The organism is Pseudomonas sp. 30_B (assembly GCF_017491605.1).
GTDB lineage: Bacteria > Pseudomonadota > Gammaproteobacteria > Pseudomonadales > Pseudomonadaceae > Pseudomonas.
In genome coordinates this window covers 48,301-67,571 of sequence record NZ_JAFGYY010000013.1, presented here as the reverse complement: position 1 = coordinate 67,571, position 19,271 = coordinate 48,301, and the positions used below count along the sequence as shown (strand labels likewise).

At 65.2% G+C, this 19,271-nt stretch carries 19 protein-coding genes and 1 tRNA gene; 6 read left to right on the top strand and 14 right to left on the bottom strand.

Translation table 11 applies throughout. The features are described 5' to 3' along the window. Window positions 1–4: 4 nt before the first annotated feature. From J5M67_RS15920 to J5M67_RS15855, 14 genes are all read right to left on the bottom strand, one after another. Window positions 5–1,189 carry an efflux RND transporter periplasmic adaptor subunit gene (locus J5M67_RS15920; RefSeq protein WP_207886309.1) on the bottom strand — a complete coding sequence of 395 codons (1,185 nt, stop codon included), beginning with the start codon at window positions 1,187–1,189 and terminating at the stop codon, window positions 5–7. A 14-nt stretch (window positions 1,190–1,203) separates the two neighbouring features. After that, entirely contained in the window at window positions 1,204–2,685 is a 1,482-nt protein-coding gene (locus J5M67_RS15915; protein WP_207886308.1) for an efflux transporter outer membrane subunit, read from the bottom strand. Beyond that, entirely contained in the window at window positions 2,682–3,161 is a 480-nt protein-coding gene (locus tag J5M67_RS15910; RefSeq protein WP_207886307.1) for a MarR family winged helix-turn-helix transcriptional regulator, read from the bottom strand. The genes J5M67_RS15915 and J5M67_RS15910 overlap by 4 nt, the downstream gene beginning before the upstream one ends. Window positions 3,162–3,550: 389 nt before the next feature. Continuing rightward, a complete protein-coding gene (locus J5M67_RS15905) occupies window positions 3,551–4,771 on the bottom strand; it encodes a methyltransferase (protein ID WP_207886306.1) in 1,221 nt (406 codons plus the stop codon). Window positions 4,772–4,835: 64 nt separating this feature from the next. Beyond that, the gene (locus tag J5M67_RS15900) at window positions 4,836–5,528 is read right to left on the bottom strand and encodes an ABC transporter permease (RefSeq protein WP_207886305.1); all 693 of its coding nucleotides are present in this window, start codon (window positions 5,526–5,528) and stop codon (window positions 4,836–4,838) included. Further along, a complete protein-coding gene (locus J5M67_RS15895; protein WP_207886304.1) occupies window positions 5,525–6,220 on the bottom strand; it encodes an ABC transporter permease in 696 nt (231 codons plus the stop codon). The genes J5M67_RS15900 and J5M67_RS15895 overlap by 4 nt, the downstream gene beginning before the upstream one ends. Window positions 6,221–6,276: 56 nt before the next feature. Next, complete coding sequence (locus J5M67_RS15890) at window positions 6,277–7,029, bottom strand: ABC transporter substrate-binding protein (protein ID WP_207886303.1); 753 nt, start codon at window positions 7,027–7,029, stop codon at window positions 6,277–6,279. Window positions 7,030–7,043: 14 nt separating this feature from the next. Beyond that, window positions 7,044–7,817 (bottom strand): ABC transporter ATP-binding protein, encoded by a 774-nt coding sequence (locus J5M67_RS15885; RefSeq protein WP_207886302.1) that lies wholly within the window; start codon window positions 7,815–7,817, stop codon window positions 7,044–7,046. 274 nt (window positions 7,818–8,091) lie between these two features. Further along, window positions 8,092–10,422: an LTA synthase family protein gene (locus J5M67_RS15880; protein ID WP_207886301.1), complete on the bottom strand. Its 2,331-nt coding sequence runs from the start codon at window positions 10,420–10,422 to the stop codon at window positions 8,092–8,094. Between the two features lie 229 nt (window positions 10,423–10,651). Continuing rightward, window positions 10,652–10,727, bottom strand: a tRNA-Phe gene (locus J5M67_RS15875). Window positions 10,728–10,805: 78 nt separating this feature from the next. Then, entirely contained in the window at window positions 10,806–11,078 is a 273-nt protein-coding gene (locus J5M67_RS15870; RefSeq protein ID WP_015479334.1) for an oxidative damage protection protein, read from the bottom strand. Next, entirely contained in the window at window positions 11,075–12,142 is a 1,068-nt protein-coding gene (mutY, locus tag J5M67_RS15865; RefSeq protein WP_207886300.1) for an A/G-specific adenine glycosylase, read from the bottom strand. Before mutY ends, J5M67_RS15870 begins: the two co-directional genes overlap by 4 nt. After that, the gene (locus J5M67_RS15860; RefSeq protein ID WP_207886299.1) at window positions 12,139–14,364 is read right to left on the bottom strand and encodes an AsmA family protein; all 2,226 of its coding nucleotides are present in this window, start codon (window positions 14,362–14,364) and stop codon (window positions 12,139–12,141) included. Before J5M67_RS15860 ends, mutY begins: the two co-directional genes overlap by 4 nt. Window positions 14,365–14,537: 173 nt before the next feature. Next, the gene (locus tag J5M67_RS15855) at window positions 14,538–14,936 is read right to left on the bottom strand and encodes an acetyl-CoA sensor PanZ family protein (protein WP_207886298.1); all 399 of its coding nucleotides are present in this window, start codon (window positions 14,934–14,936) and stop codon (window positions 14,538–14,540) included. A 150-nt stretch (window positions 14,937–15,086) separates the two neighbouring features. On the opposite strand from J5M67_RS15855, the gene hisB reads away from it, so the two are divergent. The 6 genes from hisB (at window position 15,087) to J5M67_RS15825 (ending at window position 19,210) form a co-directional block, all read left to right on the top strand. Continuing rightward, window positions 15,087–15,680 carry an imidazoleglycerol-phosphate dehydratase HisB gene (hisB, locus tag J5M67_RS15850; RefSeq protein WP_152226950.1) on the top strand — a complete coding sequence of 198 codons (594 nt, stop codon included), beginning with the start codon at window positions 15,087–15,089 and terminating at the stop codon, window positions 15,678–15,680. Beyond that, window positions 15,680–16,318, top strand: a complete 639-nt coding sequence (gene hisH, locus J5M67_RS15845) for an imidazole glycerol phosphate synthase subunit HisH (protein ID WP_207886297.1) — start codon at window positions 15,680–15,682, stop codon at window positions 16,316–16,318. The genes hisB and hisH overlap by 1 nt, the downstream gene beginning before the upstream one ends. Before the next feature lie 3 nt (window positions 16,319–16,321). Beyond that, the gene (locus J5M67_RS15840; protein ID WP_045215778.1) at window positions 16,322–16,582 is read left to right on the top strand and encodes a DUF2164 domain-containing protein; all 261 of its coding nucleotides are present in this window, start codon (window positions 16,322–16,324) and stop codon (window positions 16,580–16,582) included. Window positions 16,583–16,622: 40 nt separating this feature from the next. Beyond that, window positions 16,623–17,360: a 1-(5-phosphoribosyl)-5-[(5-phosphoribosylamino)methylideneamino]imidazole-4-carboxamide isomerase gene (gene hisA, locus J5M67_RS15835; RefSeq protein ID WP_088420217.1), complete on the top strand. Its 738-nt coding sequence runs from the start codon at window positions 16,623–16,625 to the stop codon at window positions 17,358–17,360. A 112-nt stretch (window positions 17,361–17,472) separates the two neighbouring features. Then, the gene (gene hisF, locus J5M67_RS15830) at window positions 17,473–18,243 is read left to right on the top strand and encodes an imidazole glycerol phosphate synthase subunit HisF (protein WP_207886296.1); all 771 of its coding nucleotides are present in this window, start codon (window positions 17,473–17,475) and stop codon (window positions 18,241–18,243) included. Window positions 18,244–18,451: 208 nt separating this feature from the next. After that, window positions 18,452–19,210, top strand: a complete 759-nt coding sequence (locus tag J5M67_RS15825; protein ID WP_207886295.1) for an ABC transporter substrate-binding protein — start codon at window positions 18,452–18,454, stop codon at window positions 19,208–19,210. Window positions 19,211–19,271 lie beyond the last annotated feature (61 nt).

Genomic DNA, 19,271 nt, shown 5'->3' with positions numbered 1-19,271 from the left:
GGCATCAGCGCTGCGCGGTACGGTGGGTGGCGTCAGCCAGGTTGGCGTGGATCAGCTGTTCGATCAGTTGGTCGGCGGAGGCCAGCTGCTGTTGGTAGACGTCGGTCGAGAACAGCGCTTCTTTCGGCGATTGCTGGGCCAGGGCGGGACCGCTCTGGTCGTGCAGGTTGACGTTGACGTCCATCGACAGACCGATGCGCAGCGGGTGCTTGGCCAGCTCGTCCGGGCTGATGCGGATGCGCACGGGTACGCGCTGGACGATCTTGATCCAGTTGCCGGTGGCGTTCTGCGCCGGCAGCAGGGAGAAGGCGCTGCCGGTGCCGACGCCAAGGCTGTCGACTGTGCCGGAGTACTTCACTTCGCTGCCGTAGAGGTCCGAGCGGATTTCCACCGGCTGGCCGATGCGCATGTGCTTGAGTTGGGTTTCCTTGAAGTTGGCGTCGATCCACACCTGATCCAGCGGAATCACTGCCATCAACGCGGCGCCCGGCTGCACGCGCTGACCGACCTGCACGGTGCGCTTGGCGACGTAGCCGGTGACCGGCGCGATGATCACTGCACGGGCGTCGTCCAGGTAGGCCTGGCGCAGCTTGGCGGCGGCGGCCTTGACGTCCGGGTGGGAGGAGATGACGGTGTCGTCGACCAGTGCGCGGTTGGTGTCCAGCTGTTGCTCGGCGGTGGTCAGCGAGCTGCGCGCAGTGTCCAGGGCGTCGCGGGCGTGGGCCAGCTCTTCCTGGGAGATGGCGCCGTCGTTGGCGAGGTTCTGCCGGCGCTTGAAGTCCGCCTCCGCCTTGGCCAGGGCGACCTTTTTCGCCGCCACGTCGGCCTTGTAGCCGTCGACGTTGCTGAATAGGCCGCGAACCTGGCGCACGGTGCGCGCGAGGTTGGCTTCGGCCTGTTGCAGGGCGATGTCGGCATCGCTGGGGTCGAACTTCACCAACACCTGGCCTTTCTGCACCAGGTCGCCGTCGTCGGCGCCGATACTGACCACGGTGCCGGTGATCTGCGGGGTAATCTGCACGATGTTGCCGTTCACGTAGGCGTCGTCGGTGTCCTCGTGCCAGCGGCCGTAGAGGATCTGCCAGGCCACACTGGCGAGGCCGGCCAGCACGACGACGGCGAGCAGGATCAGCAGCCAGCGCTTGCGCTTGAAGTTGCCGTTCGGGGTTTCTTGAGTGGGGGTGCTCATGTCGGGTGCCTCGTTCAATGCGCGGCGGCCGCGTTCGCTTGGGCGAGCGGGGCGGGAGTGGTGGTGGTGTCGGGCTGGTAACCGCCGCCCAGGGCCTGGACCAGCTGTACCGAGAGGTCGATGCGCTCGGCGTCGAGGTTGGCCAGTTGGCGTTCGGCGACCAGCAGCTGCTGTTGCACGCTGAGGGCGTCGAGGTAATTGCCGACCCCTTCGCCGTAGCGGCGCATGGCCAGGTCGAAGTTGGACCTGGCGATGTCCCGGGCCTCGCGCTGGTCGTCGATCTGTTGTTCCAGCGAGCGCAGCCTGCCGAGGTCATCGCTGACTTCGCCGAGGGCGTTGACCAGCGTCTTGTTGTACTGGGCGACGGCCAGGTCGTAGTCGGCGTCTTTCCCGGCAAGGTTCGCGCGCAGACGGCCGCCATCGAAGATCGGCAGGGAAATCGCCGGGGCGATCTGGAAGAAGCGGCTCGGCGCCTTCAGCACGTCCTCGGTGTGCATCGCGGCCAGGCCAACCATCGCTCCCAGATTGAGGTTCGGGTAGAACTCGGTCCTGGCCGACTGGATGTCCTTGGCGCTCGCCTCGACGCGCCAGCGCGCGGCGACGATGTCCGGGCGACGGCCAAGCAGTTCGGCGGGCAGGTTCGACGGCAGGGACAGCGCGCCGGGTTTCAGAACCTGCGGGCGTTGCAGGCTCTGCCCGCGATCGGGTCCCTGGCCCAGCAGCACGGCCAGGGCGATGCGGTCGCTGGCGATTTCCTGTTCCGCGGCTGCCAGTTGCTGCTTGGCGCTGGCGACCTGGGTCTGCGTCTGCTGCAACTGGACCTTGCTGTCCAGGCCGGCGTCCATGCGCTTCTGGCTGAGCTGGTAGAGGTGCTGCGAACGCTCCAGCTCGTCACGGGCCAGATCGCGGACGACGAAGGCGTGGGCCAGGTTGCTGTAGGCGCGGGCGACGTTGGTGGAGAGGCTGATCGACGCGGCCTGGCGGTCGATTTCGGCGGCGTTGGCCTGGCCGAGTGCCGCTTCCCATGCAGCGCGCTTGCCGCCCCAGATGTCCAGGTCGTAGCTGAAGCCCAGCGACAGGTACTTGATCGCGGAATAGCGGCCGCCCATGGGCGCCGGCAGCACGCTTTCCGGGGCGCGGATGCCGGCGTAGCTGGCCGTGCCCTTCACGCTGGGCAGGCGGTCGGCGTCCTGCGCTTGCGCCGCGGCGACGGCCTGGCGCGCGCGGGCGCTGGCAATGTCCAGGTCCGGCGTACCGCGCAGGGCTTCGTCGATCAGGCCATCCAGTTGCGGATCGCCCAGGCTGGTCCACCAGTGTTGGCTGGGCCAGGCAGCGGGGGAGAGCGCGGCACCGTCGAGGGTCGTTCCCACTTTCAGGCTGGCCGGATCGGTGGCCTGGCCGTTGGGCAGCAGCCCCGACGAGCTGACGCAGCCCGCAAGGCTCAGCACGGCACCGAGCACGCCGGCCGGCAGACGGGCGATACGCGGGAGGGTCATGCCCGATTCTCCTGTGGCTGATCGCTGGGCAGCACGCCATGGGCTTGCAGAATCTTGTCGAGCAGGCCGGTCAGCGTGCGCAGTTCTTCGCGGGACAGGCTGCCGACCAACTCGTTCATCGCCGCCGCAGCGATCTGCGGGGACTGGGCGTGCACCGCCTGGCCGGCTTCGCTGAGGTGCAGGCGGACGCTACGTCGGTCGTTCTGGCAGGGTTGGCGGAGCAGCAGGTCCTTGCGTGCCAGACGATCGAGCATCCGTGTCATCGAGCCGCTGTCGATGGACAGTTCGCGGCACAACTCGGCGGGGGTGTTGGCGCGCTCGTGGCCGATGAAGAACAGCACCTTGAACTGTGCCGCCGTAATGTCCAGGTGGGCCAGGTGCTTGTCCAGCAAGCGGTCCTTGAGGAGTGCGCTGGCCCCCAGGAGATGGCCGATGGAGCCCTTGAACGGAAAATCCGCGACGTCGTAGTGATTCATGGCAAGACTAATAGCTGTCTAGGCAGGGATTTATTTCGAAATATTACTGCTTAGGCAGCGATTGACAAGGCCTGATTGTCGCTATGCGGGAACAATCAATTCCACGAATCGTGATTGGTGTATCGACGGCAACAAGTCCGGACGGCGCGAGGCATGCGGGGTGAGGCCTTATGCACATTGCCCGGCGTAGTGCGAAGAAAATTGAATAGGTGATGTGCGGTGCATCACGGCTTTTTCTAATTGATTGTTTTTAAAGGAAATTAATAAAAATTGCAGAAGGCCGGCAACGTGAACAGGCGCCGTCTGGATTGGGCGTGAGCGCGAATTTTCTTGATGATGTCAACAGAGTTATCCACAGGTGCTGTGGATGGATGCCTGGAACGCCCGTCTCAGATGCGTTCCGCGAGCAGGAGCAGGTTGCGCGGGGTCATGCGTGGGTTGCAGAAGTTGCCAAGAGTGACCTCATAGCTCTGCTCCTGGAGAAACAGCGCTCGATCGAGCAACAGCCATAGCTCCATGGGGCGACGGAACAGCCCGCGCACCAGCTCCAGATTGCGCACCACGGCAAGGCGCTTCCAGCCGTGCGCCTCAAGTCTCGGCCAGTCGCGCTCGGCTGGGGAGGGCAGGTCTTTCAGCGCGGCCAGGTCGCGGCAGTAGTCGGCGAACGGCTTGTCGAGCCACGCCGGCGGGACCGACGGGACAGGCAGATAGTCGTCGCTGCCCCGCAGCTCCCGCTGCAGCAGGTCGAACGCCAGCCGGCGCGCCATCGAGCTGTCTCGCTGCCGGCGCACGCGCGCGCCGGCGGTGACGGTTTCGGCCAGCGGCAGGCGCAGGTCGTCCCGCGACAGCAGCAGTGCCGAGCCTTGTGCTGCACCGGAGAGGGGCCGGTAGTGGTCGCTGTCGATGCGGTTGTAACAGCAGGGCGCGACAGCCAGTTGGCGGCAACCGCGCTCGCTGGCCAGCTGCAGCAAACGCACATGCAGATCGCCGCAGGCATGCAGGGCCACGGCCGTGTGCCCGGCCTGCAGATGCTCGGCCGCATTCGCTTCAAGCACATCCTGCTGGCGATGGCTGGCTTGCAGCCGTAGCCGATCGCTCAGGCGCTGCCCGTCTTCCACCAGGGCGGCGTCGTATTCCAGGCTGAGCAGGGGATTGCCATCGCGCGCCAGCAGCCGGCCGAGATGCCCCTTGCCGGCACACCAGTCGAGCCACTGGCGGGACGGTTCGGCGAAACGCAGACGGCTGGCGAATGCCTCGATCTGTTGCCACTTGCGGCCGGGCACGTCGACCGTCAGGGCCGTGGGCAACTGGCCGAGGGCGACTGCTGGCAATTCACCGACGGCGGACAGGCGTGCGGCGTTGTCGGCCAGTTCGGGAAAAGGGGCGGGGGCGTTGAGTCGTGCACTGAGGTGGTGGTCCGCGTCGGCGTCTTCCAGGCTGCGGCTACGCAGCCAGCCGGCCAGCTCCGGGTATTCGCGCTCCCAGGGCAGTTCGAGCACAGTGAACGGTTTCGGCCGCCAGAGCGCCTGGTGGCGCAACAGGAATTCATCCAGTTGCAGGAAGCGCTGGAGCAGGTCGGGGCCGGTCAGGGGAGTGTCGTTCGGGTGCACGGTGCGGCGGGGAAGGTCATGGGGCGCGCAGTATAGCGGCCCCGTGCCTTGCTGGGCGTGCCGATCAGCGGCCCTGCATCATGTCGACGCGCAGCCAGTGCTCGACCAGGCGGAAGATGCGGGTCAGCACCAGGGTAATCACCAGATAGAACACACCGGCCAGGCAGAAGAACAGCATGGCTTCATAGGTGCGCGCGATGATGGTGCGGGTCATGCCCATGATATCGAACAGGGTCACGGTGTACACCACGGCGCTGGCCTTGAGCATGAGGATCACCTCGTTGCTGTAGGCCGGCAGTGCGATGCGCGCGGCGCGCGGCAGGATGATGTGGAACAGCGCCTGACGCCGCGACATGCCCAGCGCGCGGGCCGCTTCCACCTCACCGAAGGGGATGGCGTGGATGGCGCCGCGGAGGATTTCCGCAATGTAGGCCGCGGTGTGCAGTGTCATGGTCAGCAGTGCGCACCAGTACGGGTCGCGCAGATAGGGCCAGAGACTGCTCTTGCGCACTGCCTCGAACTGCGCCAGGCCGTAATAGACCAGGGCCAGTTGCAGCAGCAGCGGCGTACCGCGGAAGAAGAAGACGTAGGCATAGGGCAGCGCACGCACGTACCAGTGCCGCGAGGCGCGGGCGATACCCAGGGGTATGGCCAGGCACAGGCCGGCGACCACGGCGATGGCCACCAGCTCCAGGGTCAGTTGCACGCCCAGGAGCATCTTCGGCATCCACTTGAGAATCAGCTCGAAGTCGGTCATAGCTCGTTCCTCACGAAGCCACGGCCGGCGCGGCGCTCAAGGTAATGCAGGGCAGCCATCACGAAGATGGTCAGACTCAGATAGATCAGCGCGGCCACCATATAGAAGGTGAAGGGTTCCTTGGTCGCGTTGGAGGCGACGCTGGCCTTGCGCATGATTTCTTCGAGGCTGATCAGCGAGACCAGGGCGGTATCCTTCAGCAGGATCAGGTAGAGGTTGCCCAGGCCCGGCAGGGCAACGCGCCACACCTGCGGCAGCACGACGCGCCAGAAGATGCGCGGAGCGGACAGGCCCAGTGCCTGGCCGGCCTCGCGATGCCCCTTGGGAATGGCCAGCAGCGCGCCACGGAACACTTCGGTGGCATACGCACCGAAGCACAGGCCCAGTGCACAGGTGCCGGCGGCGAAGGGCGACAGGGCGAACTCGGGATGGCCGAACAGGTCACCCAGGGCATTCAGTCCGGTCACGGTACCGAAGTAGATCATCAGTACCCAGAGCGTCTCGGGTACGCCGCGCACCACGGTGGTGTAGAAGCCGCCGAGCATGCGCAGGAAGTTGTTCTTGGACGTCTTGGCTATCGCGCCCAGCAGACCGAGGACCAGTCCGACACAGACTGCGGAAAGCGAGAGCTTGAGCGTCATCCAGGTGCCGGCGATCAGCTGATCGCCAAAGCCGTGCAGGTCGAAAATCATGGGGAATCACGCCTGAGGGCGCGCGCCGCCCGGGGTTGGGCGGCGCGGCACATGCATCAGTAGATGCTGAAGGGGAAGTACTTTTCGTTGATCTTCTTGTAGGTACCGTCTTCGACGATTTCCTTCAGAGCGGCATTCAGCTTGTCACGCAGCGGATCGCCCTTGCGCACGGCGATGCCGATCTTGTCGTTGTCGAATACCGGCTGGCCCTTGAACTCGAAGTCCTTGCCGGCGTCGCTTTTCAGCCAGTCGTACTGCACGAACTTGTCGGCCAGCACGCCGTCGAGGCGGCCCGAGGAGAGGTCGAGGTAGGCGTTTTCCTGGGTGTCGTACAGCTTGATGGTGACGGTGTCGGACATGTTGTCCTCCAGCCAGGTGCCCGCGATGGTTGCGCGCTGGGCGCCGATCACCTTGCCCTTCAGGTAGTCCTTGTCAGTCTTGAAGTCCACCGACTTGGGGGCAACGTACTGCAGCTTGTTGGTGTAGTAGGGGCTGGTGAAGTCCACGGCCTGCTTGCGCTCGTCGGTGATCGACATGGAAGCGACGATGAAGTCGAACTTCTTGGCGTTCAGCGCCGGGATGATGCCGTCCCAGTCGGAGGTGACGACGTCGCACTCGGTCTTCATCTTGGCGCACAGGGCCTTGGCGATGTCGACGTCGAAGCCGATGACCTGGCCGCTGGCATCGATGCCGTTGAAGGGAGGATAGGCGCCTTCGGTGCCGATGCGCAGTTTATCCGCGGCGATGGCGTTGCCCCCGATGGCCAGAGTGGCTGCGACAGCCAGGAAGACTTTCTTATAGTTTTTCATGCAGTGATGCTCCGTTAGCGGTGGCTGGACATGAATTGTTTGCAGCGTGCCGATTGCGGGTTCTCGAAGACCTGCTGCGGCGGCCCCTGCTCTTCTACCAGGCCCTGGTGGAGGAACACCACCTCGCTGGAAACCTGGCGGGCAAAGTTCATTTCGTGGGTGACCAGCAGCATGGTGCGGCCTTCCTCGGCGAGCGCGCGGATGACGTTGAGCACTTCCTGGACCATTTCCGGGTCAAGTGCGGACGTCGGCTCGTCGAAGAGGATGACCTTGGGCTGCATCGCCAGGGTGCGGGCGATGGCGGCGCGCTGCTGCTGGCCGCCGGAAAGCTGGGACGGGAAGCTGTGGCGCTTGTCGGCGATGCCGACCTTGGCCAGCAGGGCCTCGGCGATCTCGGTGGCTTCGGCGCGGGTCTTGCCCAGCACACGGCGCGGGGCCTCGATGATGTTGTCGAGGATGCTCATGTGCGGCCAGAGATTGAAGTTCTGGAAGACGAAGCCCAGTTCGCTGCGCAGGCGGTTGATCTGCTTGCCGTCGGCGGCGACCAGCGATCCGTCCTTGGCCTTCTTCAGCTTGAGCTCTTCACCGGCGACCAGGATCTGGCCCTGGTGCGGGTTCTCCAGCAGGTTGATGCAGCGCAGGAATGTGGATTTACCGGAACCGGAGGAGCCGAGGATGGAAATCACATCGCCGTCGCGGGCAGTCAGGGAAATGCCTTTGAGCACTTCCAGGTCACCGTAACGCTTGTGCAGATTACGGATTTCCAGTGCGGGTATGGCCTCGGCCATAGGGGGCTCCTCTATTGTTATTAGGACGCTCTCGCAGCGGGGTACTGCAGAATCGGGGCCATCCTGGCGAGGGGGAAGCTAACACGCGTCCCAGGGGGCGCCAAGCGCCCATGCCTCGCTGTTCGCCGGGATGGCGGCAAGTTGTCGCATTGCCACAGTGTGTTGTCGCCTGGGCTGAACTCGCGGGGGCGGAGGGCCTTCCGCGCGGGGGCGCGATAGTGCCAGCTTCCGCTGATGGGGAAAAGACCGGCGGCCTTGCGGCCGCCGGTTTGGGTCACTGCATCATCTGGCGCAGTTGCGGTGACGGATCTTCGATGACGTCCGTGGGTGTCACGTCGTCCTGGGATTCCGGGGGCTGGCTGGCCATCAGGTTCGGGTGGCCGGAGAGGCGGGGAATCGGCAGCACCTTGCCGTCGGCCAGGCCCGTTGCGTGCGGCTCGCTGGCATTGATCGGCGACTTGCGCGGCTGCGTCGTGACGTGGAAGTCGGTGATCTCGATGATGCCCTTGCCTTCGGCCAGCAGGTGGAAGGAAAACGCCTTGCGGGCCTCCTCGTTGTCGAAGCCGAAGGTCACTTCCAGCGGCTGATTGCGCATGACCCGCGGGAACTCCGGCATCTCGATGGGCACCGGCTTCTCGAAGGAACGTGTCTTGAGCGTGACCTTGGCCCCGTTGGCGTCCATCTGGATGGCGCGGATCTTCAGGCTCACCGTGGTGCGCGAGTTGGCCGGGAATTCGAGGTACTGCGCGCCGATCAGGTTGTCGGTGTATTCGTTGTCGATCTTCGGCTTCAGCTGAATGCGTTCCTTGGTCGCGAACTGGTATTCGCGCGCCGACTGGGCGTTGACCACCGACTGGTCGAGGATGTCGGCACGGGCAGTCATCAGGCGCGCATCGCGGCCGCTGAAGCGACCCTCGAACTTAGCGCTGTCGGCGATGAAGCCGTCACTCTTGTAGCGCCGGCAGACCTGCTGGAAGTCGCACTCGATGAAGGTGCCCTTGCCGTCGTGGTAACGCTGCATGCCGTTGGTGAAGGACACCATCTCCCGGCCCGTCTCGTATTCGCGGAACAGCGAGCGGCCGGCGATATCCTGCGGTGCCTTGATGGCGAAGTAGTCGAGGATCGAGGACTCCAGGTCCACATGGCCATAGACGCCGTCCTTCACCGGCGGCAGCGCGGCCTGCTCCGGTGCGAACACCAGGTTCAGGCCCCAGGCCGAGGCAAGGCGCACGTTATCGATGCCGTGGGACTCGTCGGAGGTGACGATCACCAGGGTGTCCTTCAGTACGCCTTTCTCTTCCAGTCCCTTGAGGAATGCGGTCACTGCGTCGTCCAGGTAGGCAACGGCGGCCTGGCGCGCGGTCGGGTACTTGGCCAGGTATTCCGGGGTAGCCGAGTAGGGCTGGTGTGTGCCGACGGTCAGCAGGGTGAGCATCCACGGCTGCTTCTTCTGGCGCAGCTGGCCGACATAGTCCAGCGCACCCTCGAAGAAGGCCTTGTCATCCATGCCCCAGGCGAATTCCAGGTAGGGCTTCTTCTTGAACCAGTCGCGGCCGAGGGTCTTGTCGAAGCCCATGGCCGGCATGACCTTGTCCTTGGCCATGAAGCGCAGCCCGGCGCCCTGCAGGAAGTGGGTGCTGAAGCCGGCCTGGTGCATCTGTGCCGGCAGGCATTCGGCGGCGCGGGTCGGGTTGCCCAGCAGTTCGACACCCTTGGGTGTGCCGTTGTCCAGCTTGCTGTAGTCGCCACAGAGCATGGCGTAGAGCCCGCGGATGGTCTGGTGGCTGTGCACCACGTAATCCGGAGTGGTCATCGCCCGTTCGGCCCAGGTGCTGAGCTTGGGCATCATCGACTCTTCGTAGCTGCTGCTCAGCGCGGCGCGGTTGGTAGCGACATAGGCGCCGGGAATACCCTCCATGGCGATGATCAGCACGTTCTTCGCCTGGCCACGGCCGGAAAGCAGCGGGGTGCCATTGAGGTCGTGCTGGGTGAGGCCGGTCACGTCGGGGCGGACCTCCGGCAGGTCGCGGTCGCGCCAGTCCTCATAGGCGATTTCGCCGCTGGTAATGGCGCGGGAGACCAGCTGGTGCGGCAGGTTGAACTGCTTCCACATCTCCGCATCGCTGGGCTGGAAGTACTGCAGGCCGAAGTGGCCGGCCAGGAATACGGCCGGCAGTGCGTAGGCGTAGCGCGGCAATGGCTGCTCGCGACGGCGCCAGAGCAGCGCGCAGAGCAGGATGCCGATACCGATGATGACCGCCAGGTGCTGGTGATTCAGGCCGCCGCCTTCGGTGGAGTTGGCGACGAAGGTCGGGTCGGCGAGGAAGTGCAGGTCTTCCGGGGCGGGCATGCGGCCCACGGCGCTGACCAGTTCGGCGGTGCCGATGACCGACAATGCCCAGACCAGCATCACCGGGAAGGCGATGAACAGTCGTCGGCTGTGCAGCGCGACGACGAGCAACGAGCCGAGCGCGAGATCGGACAGGTAGCCCTGCGGTGTGCCCCAGCCAAGGCTATGGCGGCCAATCAGGGGGATCAGCAGGAAAAGGGCAGACAAGGTGGCCAGGTTGCCCCGTGAATTCCACCAGCGAGTGAGTGTGCGCACAGTGACTCCGCTATGAAACATCGAACTTCCGGAGGGTATCCCGCCAAAAAGGCCGGAGTCGTCCAGTTCGTCATGATTCTGAAAGAACAACCTGCTACGTGCCAGTAGACAGTGTAGTTCGGCAAACATTCGACACGATTCGTGCGAGGGGGCGGGGCGAGGAGGAATTTTTCGGGCGGAAACGAAAAAGCCCCTGAAATCTTGCGATTTCAGGGGCTTTCGGAAGGCTTGGTGCCCAGGGACGGAATCGAACCGCCGACACGGGGATTTTCAATCCCCTGCTCTACCAACTGAGCTACCTGGGCAACGTGGCGCGCATTAAAAGGGTTTTCGGGAGGGGTGTCAAGCGTGTCGCTAAAAAATTTTTCAAATAATACCGAAACTTACGCGCTGGGCGGGACGTAGCCCTCGGCCTGCGCGTATTCCTCGCCGGAAAGGAACTTGTCCATCTCGGCGGTGAGGAACTTGCGATCCTCGGCATTCATCATGTTCAGGCGACGCTCGTTGATCAGCATGGTCTGGTGCTTCTGCCATTCGTCCCAGGCTTTCTTCGAGACGTGCTCGTAGATGTCCTGGCCCTTGGCTCCGGGGTAGGGCGCGCGATCGAGGCCGGGCAGCTCTTCTTTGTACTTGCGGCACATCACCAGTCGGGTCATGACATTTCTCCTGCATTCAACACGTCGGCGGCTCGTTTGAGCAGCTTCTTCACCGGGGCGGCAAGGCCGAGCCGCGGCGGGGTGGCGAGGTTATACCAGAGCCAGTCGCCCTCGGCCACGGCGGGGGCTGCGTCCTCGACGCGCACCAGCCAGGGCTCGATGGCCAACTGGAAGTGGCTGAAGGTGTGGGTCAGGCCGGGCAACTCGCGGCGCTCGCCCAGGCGCAGGGCGTGGTGCTGGGCCAGCGGGTCGAGGGCAGCCAGGTCGTCCAGTTCGGGGAAGCTCCACAGCCCACCCCAGAGGCCGGTGGAGGGGCGGCGATAGAGCAGGATGTCGCCGGCGCGGTTGGCCAGGATCGGCATCAGGGTGCGCTTGCGGGGCAGTTCCTTGCGCGGCTTGGGCACCGGGAATTCGGCCTCGCGGCCCAGCAGATGCGCGCGGCAGCCCTCGCGCAGCGGACAGAGCAGGCAGCTGGGCTTGCTGCGGGTGCAGAGGGTGGCGCCGAGGTCCATCATTGCCTGCGTGTAGTGGTTGACCCGCGCATGCGGCGTGAAGCGCTCGGCGGCCTCCCACAACTGCCTGGTCACCTTCGGCTCGCCCGGATAACCGTCGCAGGCCAGGTAACGCGCCAGCACGCGCTTGACGTTGCCGTCGAGGATCGGCGCGCGCAGGCCCATGGAGATGCTGGCGATGGCGCCGGCGGTGGAGCGGCCGATACCGGGCAGCTCGGCGAGCTGCTCGGCGTCGCGGGGGAATTCGCCGCCATGCCGCTCCATCACCAGTTTCGCGGTCTTGTGCAGGTTGCGCGCACGGGTGTAGTAGCCCAGGCCCGTCCACAGGTGCAGCACTTCGTCTTCCGGTGCGGCAGCGAGGTCCGCCACCGTTGGCAGCGCTGTCATGAAGCGGTCGAAGTAGCCCATCACGGTAGCGACCTGGGTCTGCTGCAGCATGATTTCCGAGACCCACACACGGTAGGGCGTGATGTTCTGCTGCCAGGGCAGGTCATGGCGGCCATGGCGGTCGAACCAGTCGAGCACCGCTGTATTGAAACGTTCCGGGGTCATTTCTTCTTGAGCAGCCCTTTGAGTGCGTCTTTGAGTTCGGGACTGACCTTGTCGCCGAACTTCTCTTCGAGTTTTTCGTTCAGCCGTTCCCCGGCCAGTTGTCCGGCGATCTTGCCCATGCCGTCCTTGTCCAGGCGGCAGGCCTTGGCGCCCAGTTCCAGCGGGCCACGGCAGCGCAGCGGCCATTCGATGCCGACGTAGCGCTTGTTCACCTGGCAGGCCGGATCGGGCATCTCGCCCTTGTCGCCTTCGATGATCACGCCGACGCGGTAGTCCATGCCCAGCACGCGCAGGTCGATGTCGCCGTCAGCCTTGACGGTCAGGCCGGGGATGCTTGCCTTCAGATCCGGGTTGCTGGCCACGCCGTTCTTGAATACCAGGTTGCCCTGCAATTCGCGGAACGGCGTGTCCTTGCCGCCGTGCGTCCCTTCCAGGGCCTTGCGGTTGAGGGTGGCGATGCCCTGGCAGAGTTGCTGCTCCAGGTTGGCGTTGAGCAGAACGCCCTGGGTCAGGACGAAGTGCGCGGTGCCGTTGAGGTTGTCGATCCAGGCCTTCTGGCTGAGGCCCTGGGTGGTGATGTCGGCGTCGAGGTCGAGCAGGCCCTTCACCGGCGGCTTCTGGCCCTGGGATTCGAGCAGGCGATCCACTGGCACGTCGGCGATGTGCTTCTGTGCCTTGAGCAGCGGAACGTCCTGGCGTACGTCGAGGCTGGCGGTGGCATTGAACTTGCCGTCGAAGAGCTCGCCGCGCATGTCGTCGAGGGTGAGCAGGCCGTCATTGCCGTGCAGCTTGAGGTTGGCGTTCTCGATCGGCAGTTTGTCGAGGGTCAGCTGGCCGAGTTGCAGCCCGACGTCCAGGTCGAGGGCGCGCAGTTTCGCCACCGGCAGCATGGGGGCGTCGCTCCAGGCTTGCTGGGTCGGCGCGCTGGGCAGCGGGGTGTCGCCCTGGATGGCGTTGCTGGTGGTGGCTTCGACCTCGGCCTTGCGCGCGGCGCTGGTGGCTTCCTGGGCCTTGGCGGCCTTGGCCGGCAGGTAGCGGTCGAGGTCCAGGCGGTCGCCGCTGAGCTGGGCGCGAATGGCCTGCTTGCTGAAGTCGGCGATGCCGAGGTTGCCGCTGAAGCTGCTGTCGTCGAGTTTCAGCTTGATGTCGCCGAGGTTCAGGCTGTTGCGGTCGCCGGCCACGCGGGTCGACAGCTCCAGCTTGGTCAGGGTGTTGGCGTCGGCCATTTCCGGCAGGGTCTGGCCGATGCCGGTGAGGAATTCGCGCAGGTTGAACGGTGCGAGCGACAGGCCGCCATCGAACTTGGGTGCCTTGTCCAGCTCGCGGGCCTTGATTTCGCCGAGGGCGCGCAGCTGGTTGACGGTAATTTTCAGGCCGTTCCACTCGGCGACCTGGGCGGCCTGGTCAAGCACCAGCTGGCCCTGGGCGCTGTAGCTGGCGGTCTTGCCCTGGAAGGGATCGCCGGACACTTCGCCGGAGAGCCTGGTGTCTTCCAGTTGATAGCGCTTGAGGGCGCGATCGAAGCGCAGGTTGCCGGTCAGTTCGGTGCGGGCGCGGATCACCGGCTGGTTGCTGCCCAGGTAGGCGCTGAACTTGACCGGGATGTTGCTGCCCTCGCGGATGGCGCCGGTGCTCAGCTCGATGCCTTCGACCGTGTAGTTCTTGCCGTTCTGCGCGTCGGCATAGTCGATACGCGCGTTCTTCACCGTCAGGCTGTCGATGTCGAGCTTCATCGGCTGGTGCGTTTCGGCGGCGGCGGGCTTCGCCGGCTCGCTGGGCGCGGGCTGCGAGGCGCCAGGTGCGCCGCCGGCCGGCTGCAAAGGCTTGCCGATGTTTTCCCAGTTGCCGGCGCCGGTCTTGTCGCGGTTCAGGCTCAGGTTCAGGCCCTCGACGCGGATGTCGCTCATCTGCAGCTCCTTGCGCAGCAGCGGCAACACACGCACCGACATGCCCAGCAGCTGCACGTCGGCGAAGGGCTGGTTGGGCGCCTGCAGGGTGGCGACGCTGGTGTCGTGCAGTTCCAGACCCAGCCAGGGGAACAGGCTCCAGCCGATGTCGCCCTTCAGGTTCAGCTCGACGTTGGCCTTGTCGCGGGCCAGCTGGCGGATTTCGTCCTTGTAGTCGTTCGGGTTGAAGAAATGAGTCAGCACGAAGCCGGCTGCGACTATGAGCAGCAGCAGGCCCAGCACGACGATGCCGAGGATTTTACCGAACGCTTTCATGAAGGGTCCTTGTTCAGGCAGCGGATGGAGTAGCGGAAAAGTATATCAACGACGCACCTGTGCCTCAGTCAGAGGAGAAAGGTGCAGGTTCCGTCAGGTTTGAACGGAGGGTCGGCGCACGGTTCCCCCGTGCGTCGGTTCCTGCCGAGCGGGTCGCAGAATGCCGGACCGGCTCAGGCGGGCAGCAGCGTGAGCCCGAGGCGTTCGGCGAAGGCGGCCGCGTCCGGCTGGTCGGCCGGTGCGCTCAGGCGCAGCGCGGCGCCCTGCAGGATGGCCAGGCGCTGGGCTTCTTCCAGCAATCGCCGGGCCACGCCGCGCCCGCGGGTAACCTGGCGTATGCACAGGCGCGAAAGGCGCCAGGAGTCCGCATCGCGCTCGACCCAGGCGGCGCCCAGCAGGCGGTCGTTGAAGCGACCGGTCAGCAGCAGGCCCTCGCGCAGGCCCTCATCCACCAGTTGCGCGGCGTCGGTGAAGGGCGCCAGCAGCCAGTCCGGGGCATCGGCGTAGATCTTCAGCAGGTCCTGGCGGTCCTGGTCGCTGGGCTGGGTCAGGTGCTGGACAATGACGGGCATGGAGGTTTCCTCGGTGGCGGTCCGGCAGTGTAGGGAAAAGTGCTGTCGATCGGCCAGCTCCGACCACCGCCCATAGCCGCGCCGGGGCGGGCGCGCCTATAATGCTGCCCCTTCTTATAATTACGTGCAGTGTTAGCTGTGGAGCTGGTGATGGCCGAACGCAAGGCATCCGTCGCGCGCGACACCCTGGAAACCCAGATCAAGGTTTCCATCGACCTGGATGGAACGGGCAAGGCCCGCTTCGATACCGGGGTTCCCTTCCTCGAGCACATGATGGACCAGATCGCCCGCCACGGCCTGATCGACCTGGACATCGAGTGCAAGGGCGACCTGCATATCGACGACCACCATACCGTCGAAGACATCGGCATCACCCTCGGCCAGGCCTTCGCCAAGGCCATCGGCGACAAGAAGGGCATCCGCCGCTACGGCCATGCCTACGTGCCGCTGGACGAGGCGCTGTCGCGCGTGGTCATCGACTTCTCCGGCCGCCCCGGCCTGCAGATGCACGTGCCGTTCACCCGTGCCAGCGTCGGCGGTTTCGACGTCGACCTGTTCATGGAGTTCTTCCAGGGCTTCGTCAACCACGCCCAGGTGACCCTGCACATCGACAACCTGCGCGGGCACAACACCCACCACCAGATCGAGACCGTGTTCAAGGCCTTCGGCCGCGCGCTGCGCATGGCCATCGAGCTGGACGAGCGCATGGCCGGCCAGATGCCGTCCACCAAAGGGTGCCTGTGATGCAGACGGTAGCCGTCATCGACTACGGCATGGGCAACCTGCACTCGGTGTCCAAGGCGCTGGAGCGCGTGGGCGCCGGGCGTGTGCTGGTGACCAGCGACGCCAACGTGATCCGCGAGGCCGACCGCGTGGTGTTCCCCGGTGTCGGCGCGATCCGCGACTGCATGGCCGAGATCAGGCGTCTGGGCTTCGACGCCCTGGTGCGCGAGGTCAGCCAGGACCGTCCGTTCCTCGGCATCTGCGTCGGCATGCAGGCGCTGCTGGACCACAGCGAAGAGAACGACGGCGTCGACTGCATCGGCCTGTTCCCCGGCAAGGTGCGCTTCTTCGGCAAGGACCTGCACGAGGACGGCGAACACCTGAAGGTGCCGCACATGGGCTGGAACGAGGTGGCGCAGAGCGTCGACCACCCGCTGTGGCACGACATCCCGGACAACGCGCGCTTCTATTTCGTGCACAGCTATTACATCCAGGCGGGTAACCCGCGCCAGGTGGTCGGTCGCGGCCATTACGGTGTCGATTTCGCCGCCGCGCTGGCTGACGGTTCGCGCTTCGCCGTGCAGTTCCACCCGGAGAAGAGCCATACCCATGGCCTGCAGCTGCTGCAGAACTTCGCCGCCTGGGACGGGCGCTGGTAAGCCATGGCCCGCCAGAAGGACAAGCCGGCGATCCTCGAACTCGACGGCGCCCAGCGCCAGAGTGCGGCGCGCGCCATCCAGCGCTTCCTCGAAGATCGCTTCGAGCTGGACGTCGGCTCCTTCGAGGCCGAAGAGGCGCTGGACTTCTTCCTGCGCGAGTTCGGCCCGCTGTTCTACAACAAGGCGATCTTCGACGTGCAATCTCACCTGAAAGACCGGTTCGAGAGCATCGAAAGCGACTTGTGGGCGCTCGAGAAGAGCTGACCCGACCCCATTCATCTTTGGATTCGAGCAGGTTCAACCCATGCTGATCATCCCCGCAATCGATCTGAAAGACGGCGCCTGCGTGCGCCTGCGCCAGGGCCTGATGGAAGACGCCACCGTGTTCTCCGACGACCCGGTGTCCATGGCCGCCAAGTGGGTGGAGGGCGGCTGCCGCCGTCTGCACCTGGTGGACCTGAACGGCGCCTTCGAAGGTAAGCCGGTCAACGGTGAAGTGGTCACCGCCATCGCCAAGCGCTACCCGAACCTGCCGATCCAGATCGGCGGCGGCATCCGCTCGCTGGAAACCATCGAGCACTACGTGCGCGCCGGCGTCAGCTACGTGATCATCGGCACCAAGGCGGTCAAGCAGCCGGAGTTCGTCGGCGAAGCCTGCCGCGCCTTCCCTGGCAAGGTCATCGTTGGCCTCGATGCTAAAGACGGCTTCGTCGCCACCGACGGCTGGGCCGAGGTGAGCGAAGTGCAGGTGATCGACCTGGCCAAGCGCTTCGAGGCCGACGGCGTCTCCGCCATCGTCTACACCGACATCTCCAAGGACGGCATGATGCAGGGCTGCAACGTCGAAGCCACCGCCGCCCTGGCCAACGCCACGCGCATCCCGGTGATCGCCTCGGGCGGCATCCACAACCTGGGCGACATCCAGAAGCTGCTGGACGCGCGCACCCCGGGCATCGTCGGCGCCATCACCGGCCGCGCGATCTACGAAGGCACCCTGGACGTCGCCGAAGCACAGGCGCTGTGCGACAGCTTCAAAGGCTGATCTGAACGCAGGCTGGGTGGGCCGCAATGCGGCGTAACCCGGCGATGAGGACCTGGGGTGGTTCGGCAGCATGGGTATCGCTGCGCTCCACCCATCCTACGAGAGCATTGCTATGGCACTGGCTAAACGCATCATTCCCTGCCTCGACGTGGACAACGGCCGCGTGGTGAAGGGCGTCAAGTTCGAGAACATCCGCGACGCCGGCGACCCGGTGGAAATTGCCCGCCGCTACGACGAGCAGGGCGCCGACGAGATCACCTTCCTCGACATCACCGCCAGCGTCGATGGCCGCGACACCACGCTGCATACCGTCGAGCGCATGGCCAGCCAGGTGTTCATCCCGCTGACCGTGGGCGGTGGTGTGCGCACCGTGCAGGACATCCGCAACCTGCTCAATGCCGGTGCGGACAAGGTCTCGATCAACACCGCCGCGGTGTTCACCCCGGAGTTCGTCGGCGAAGCCGCCGCGCGCTTCGGCTCGCAGTGCATCGTAGTCGCCATCGATGCCAAGAAGGTCTCGGCACCGGGCGAAGCGCCGCGCTGGGAGATCTTCACCCACGGCGGCCGCAAGCCCACCGGGCTGGACGCGGTGGAGTGGGCGAAGAAGATGGAAGGCCTGGGCGCCGGTGAAATCCTGCTGACCAGCATGGACCAGGACGGCGTGAAGAGCGGCTATGACCTGGGCGTGACCCGCGCCATCAGCGAGGCGGTGAACGTTCCGGTGATCGCTTCGGGTGGTGTCGGCAACCTGCAGCACCTGGCCGACGGCATCATCGAAGGCAAGGCCGACGCGGTTCTCGCGGCGAGCATCTTCCACTTCGGCGAATACAGCGTGCCGGAAGCCAAGGCCTACCTGGCCAGTCGCGGTATCGTCGTCCGCTGACCTCCTCCAGGCCGGGGTTCTCCCGGCCTTCGATGGCCTGCGCCCAGTCGCCGCAGGCCCTTTCGCCCCAGAGTCCCGATTGCCCGATACCGCTGGTCGCAGTGATGGCGTTTGGATGTGTGATTGCCATCGCTGTAGGGTTTCTTGGCGTCAATTCTCCGAGTAAGCTCAGCGCCTTCTCAGAATTGTCACTCTCAGGAATTCCCAGATGCTGAAGCGCATTCTGCTCGCATGGATTGGCTGTGGTCTGTTGCTGGCCAGCGCCGCAAAGGCGGAAACGGATAGCTCGAACTACAGCATGGTGCTGCTGACTGAGAACTTCCCGCCCTACAACATGGCCATCAACGGCAAGAACTTCGCACAGGAAGACAACATCGACGGGATCGCCGTCGACATCGTCAAGGAGATGTTCAAGCGCGCTGGCGTGCAGTACAGCCTGACCCTGCGCTTCCCCTGGGACCGCATCTACAAGCTGGCGCTGGAGAAGCCCGGCTACGGCGTGTTCGTCACCGCCCGCCTGCCCGAGCGCGAGAGCCAGTTCAAGTGGGTCGGCCCGATCGGCCCGGACGACTGGGTCCTGCTGGCCAAGGGCGACAGCACGATCCCCCTGAACAACCTGGAAGACGCCAAGAAATACCGCGTCGGCGCCTACAAGGGCGACGCCATGGCCGAATACCTGACCAAGCACGGCTTCGAGCCGGTGCTGGCGCTGCGCGACCAGGAGAACGCCGGCAAGCTGCAGGAAGGTGCGATCGACCTGTGGGCGAGCGGCGACCCGGCGGGGCGCTACCTGGCCAAGCAGGTCGGCGTCACTGGCCTCAAGACCGTGTTGCGCTTCAACAGCGACCAACTGTTCCTGGCGCTGAACCGCGAAACCCCGGACGAGGTGGTGCAGAAGCTGCAAGCCGCGCTGGACAAGATGCGCGCCGAAGGTTTCGTCGACGACGTCCTCAACAGTTACCTGTAATGCCCGTGGGCCGGCCAACCTCACGGCCCGCGAAAGCAATCCGGCGCCACCCTCACCGGCG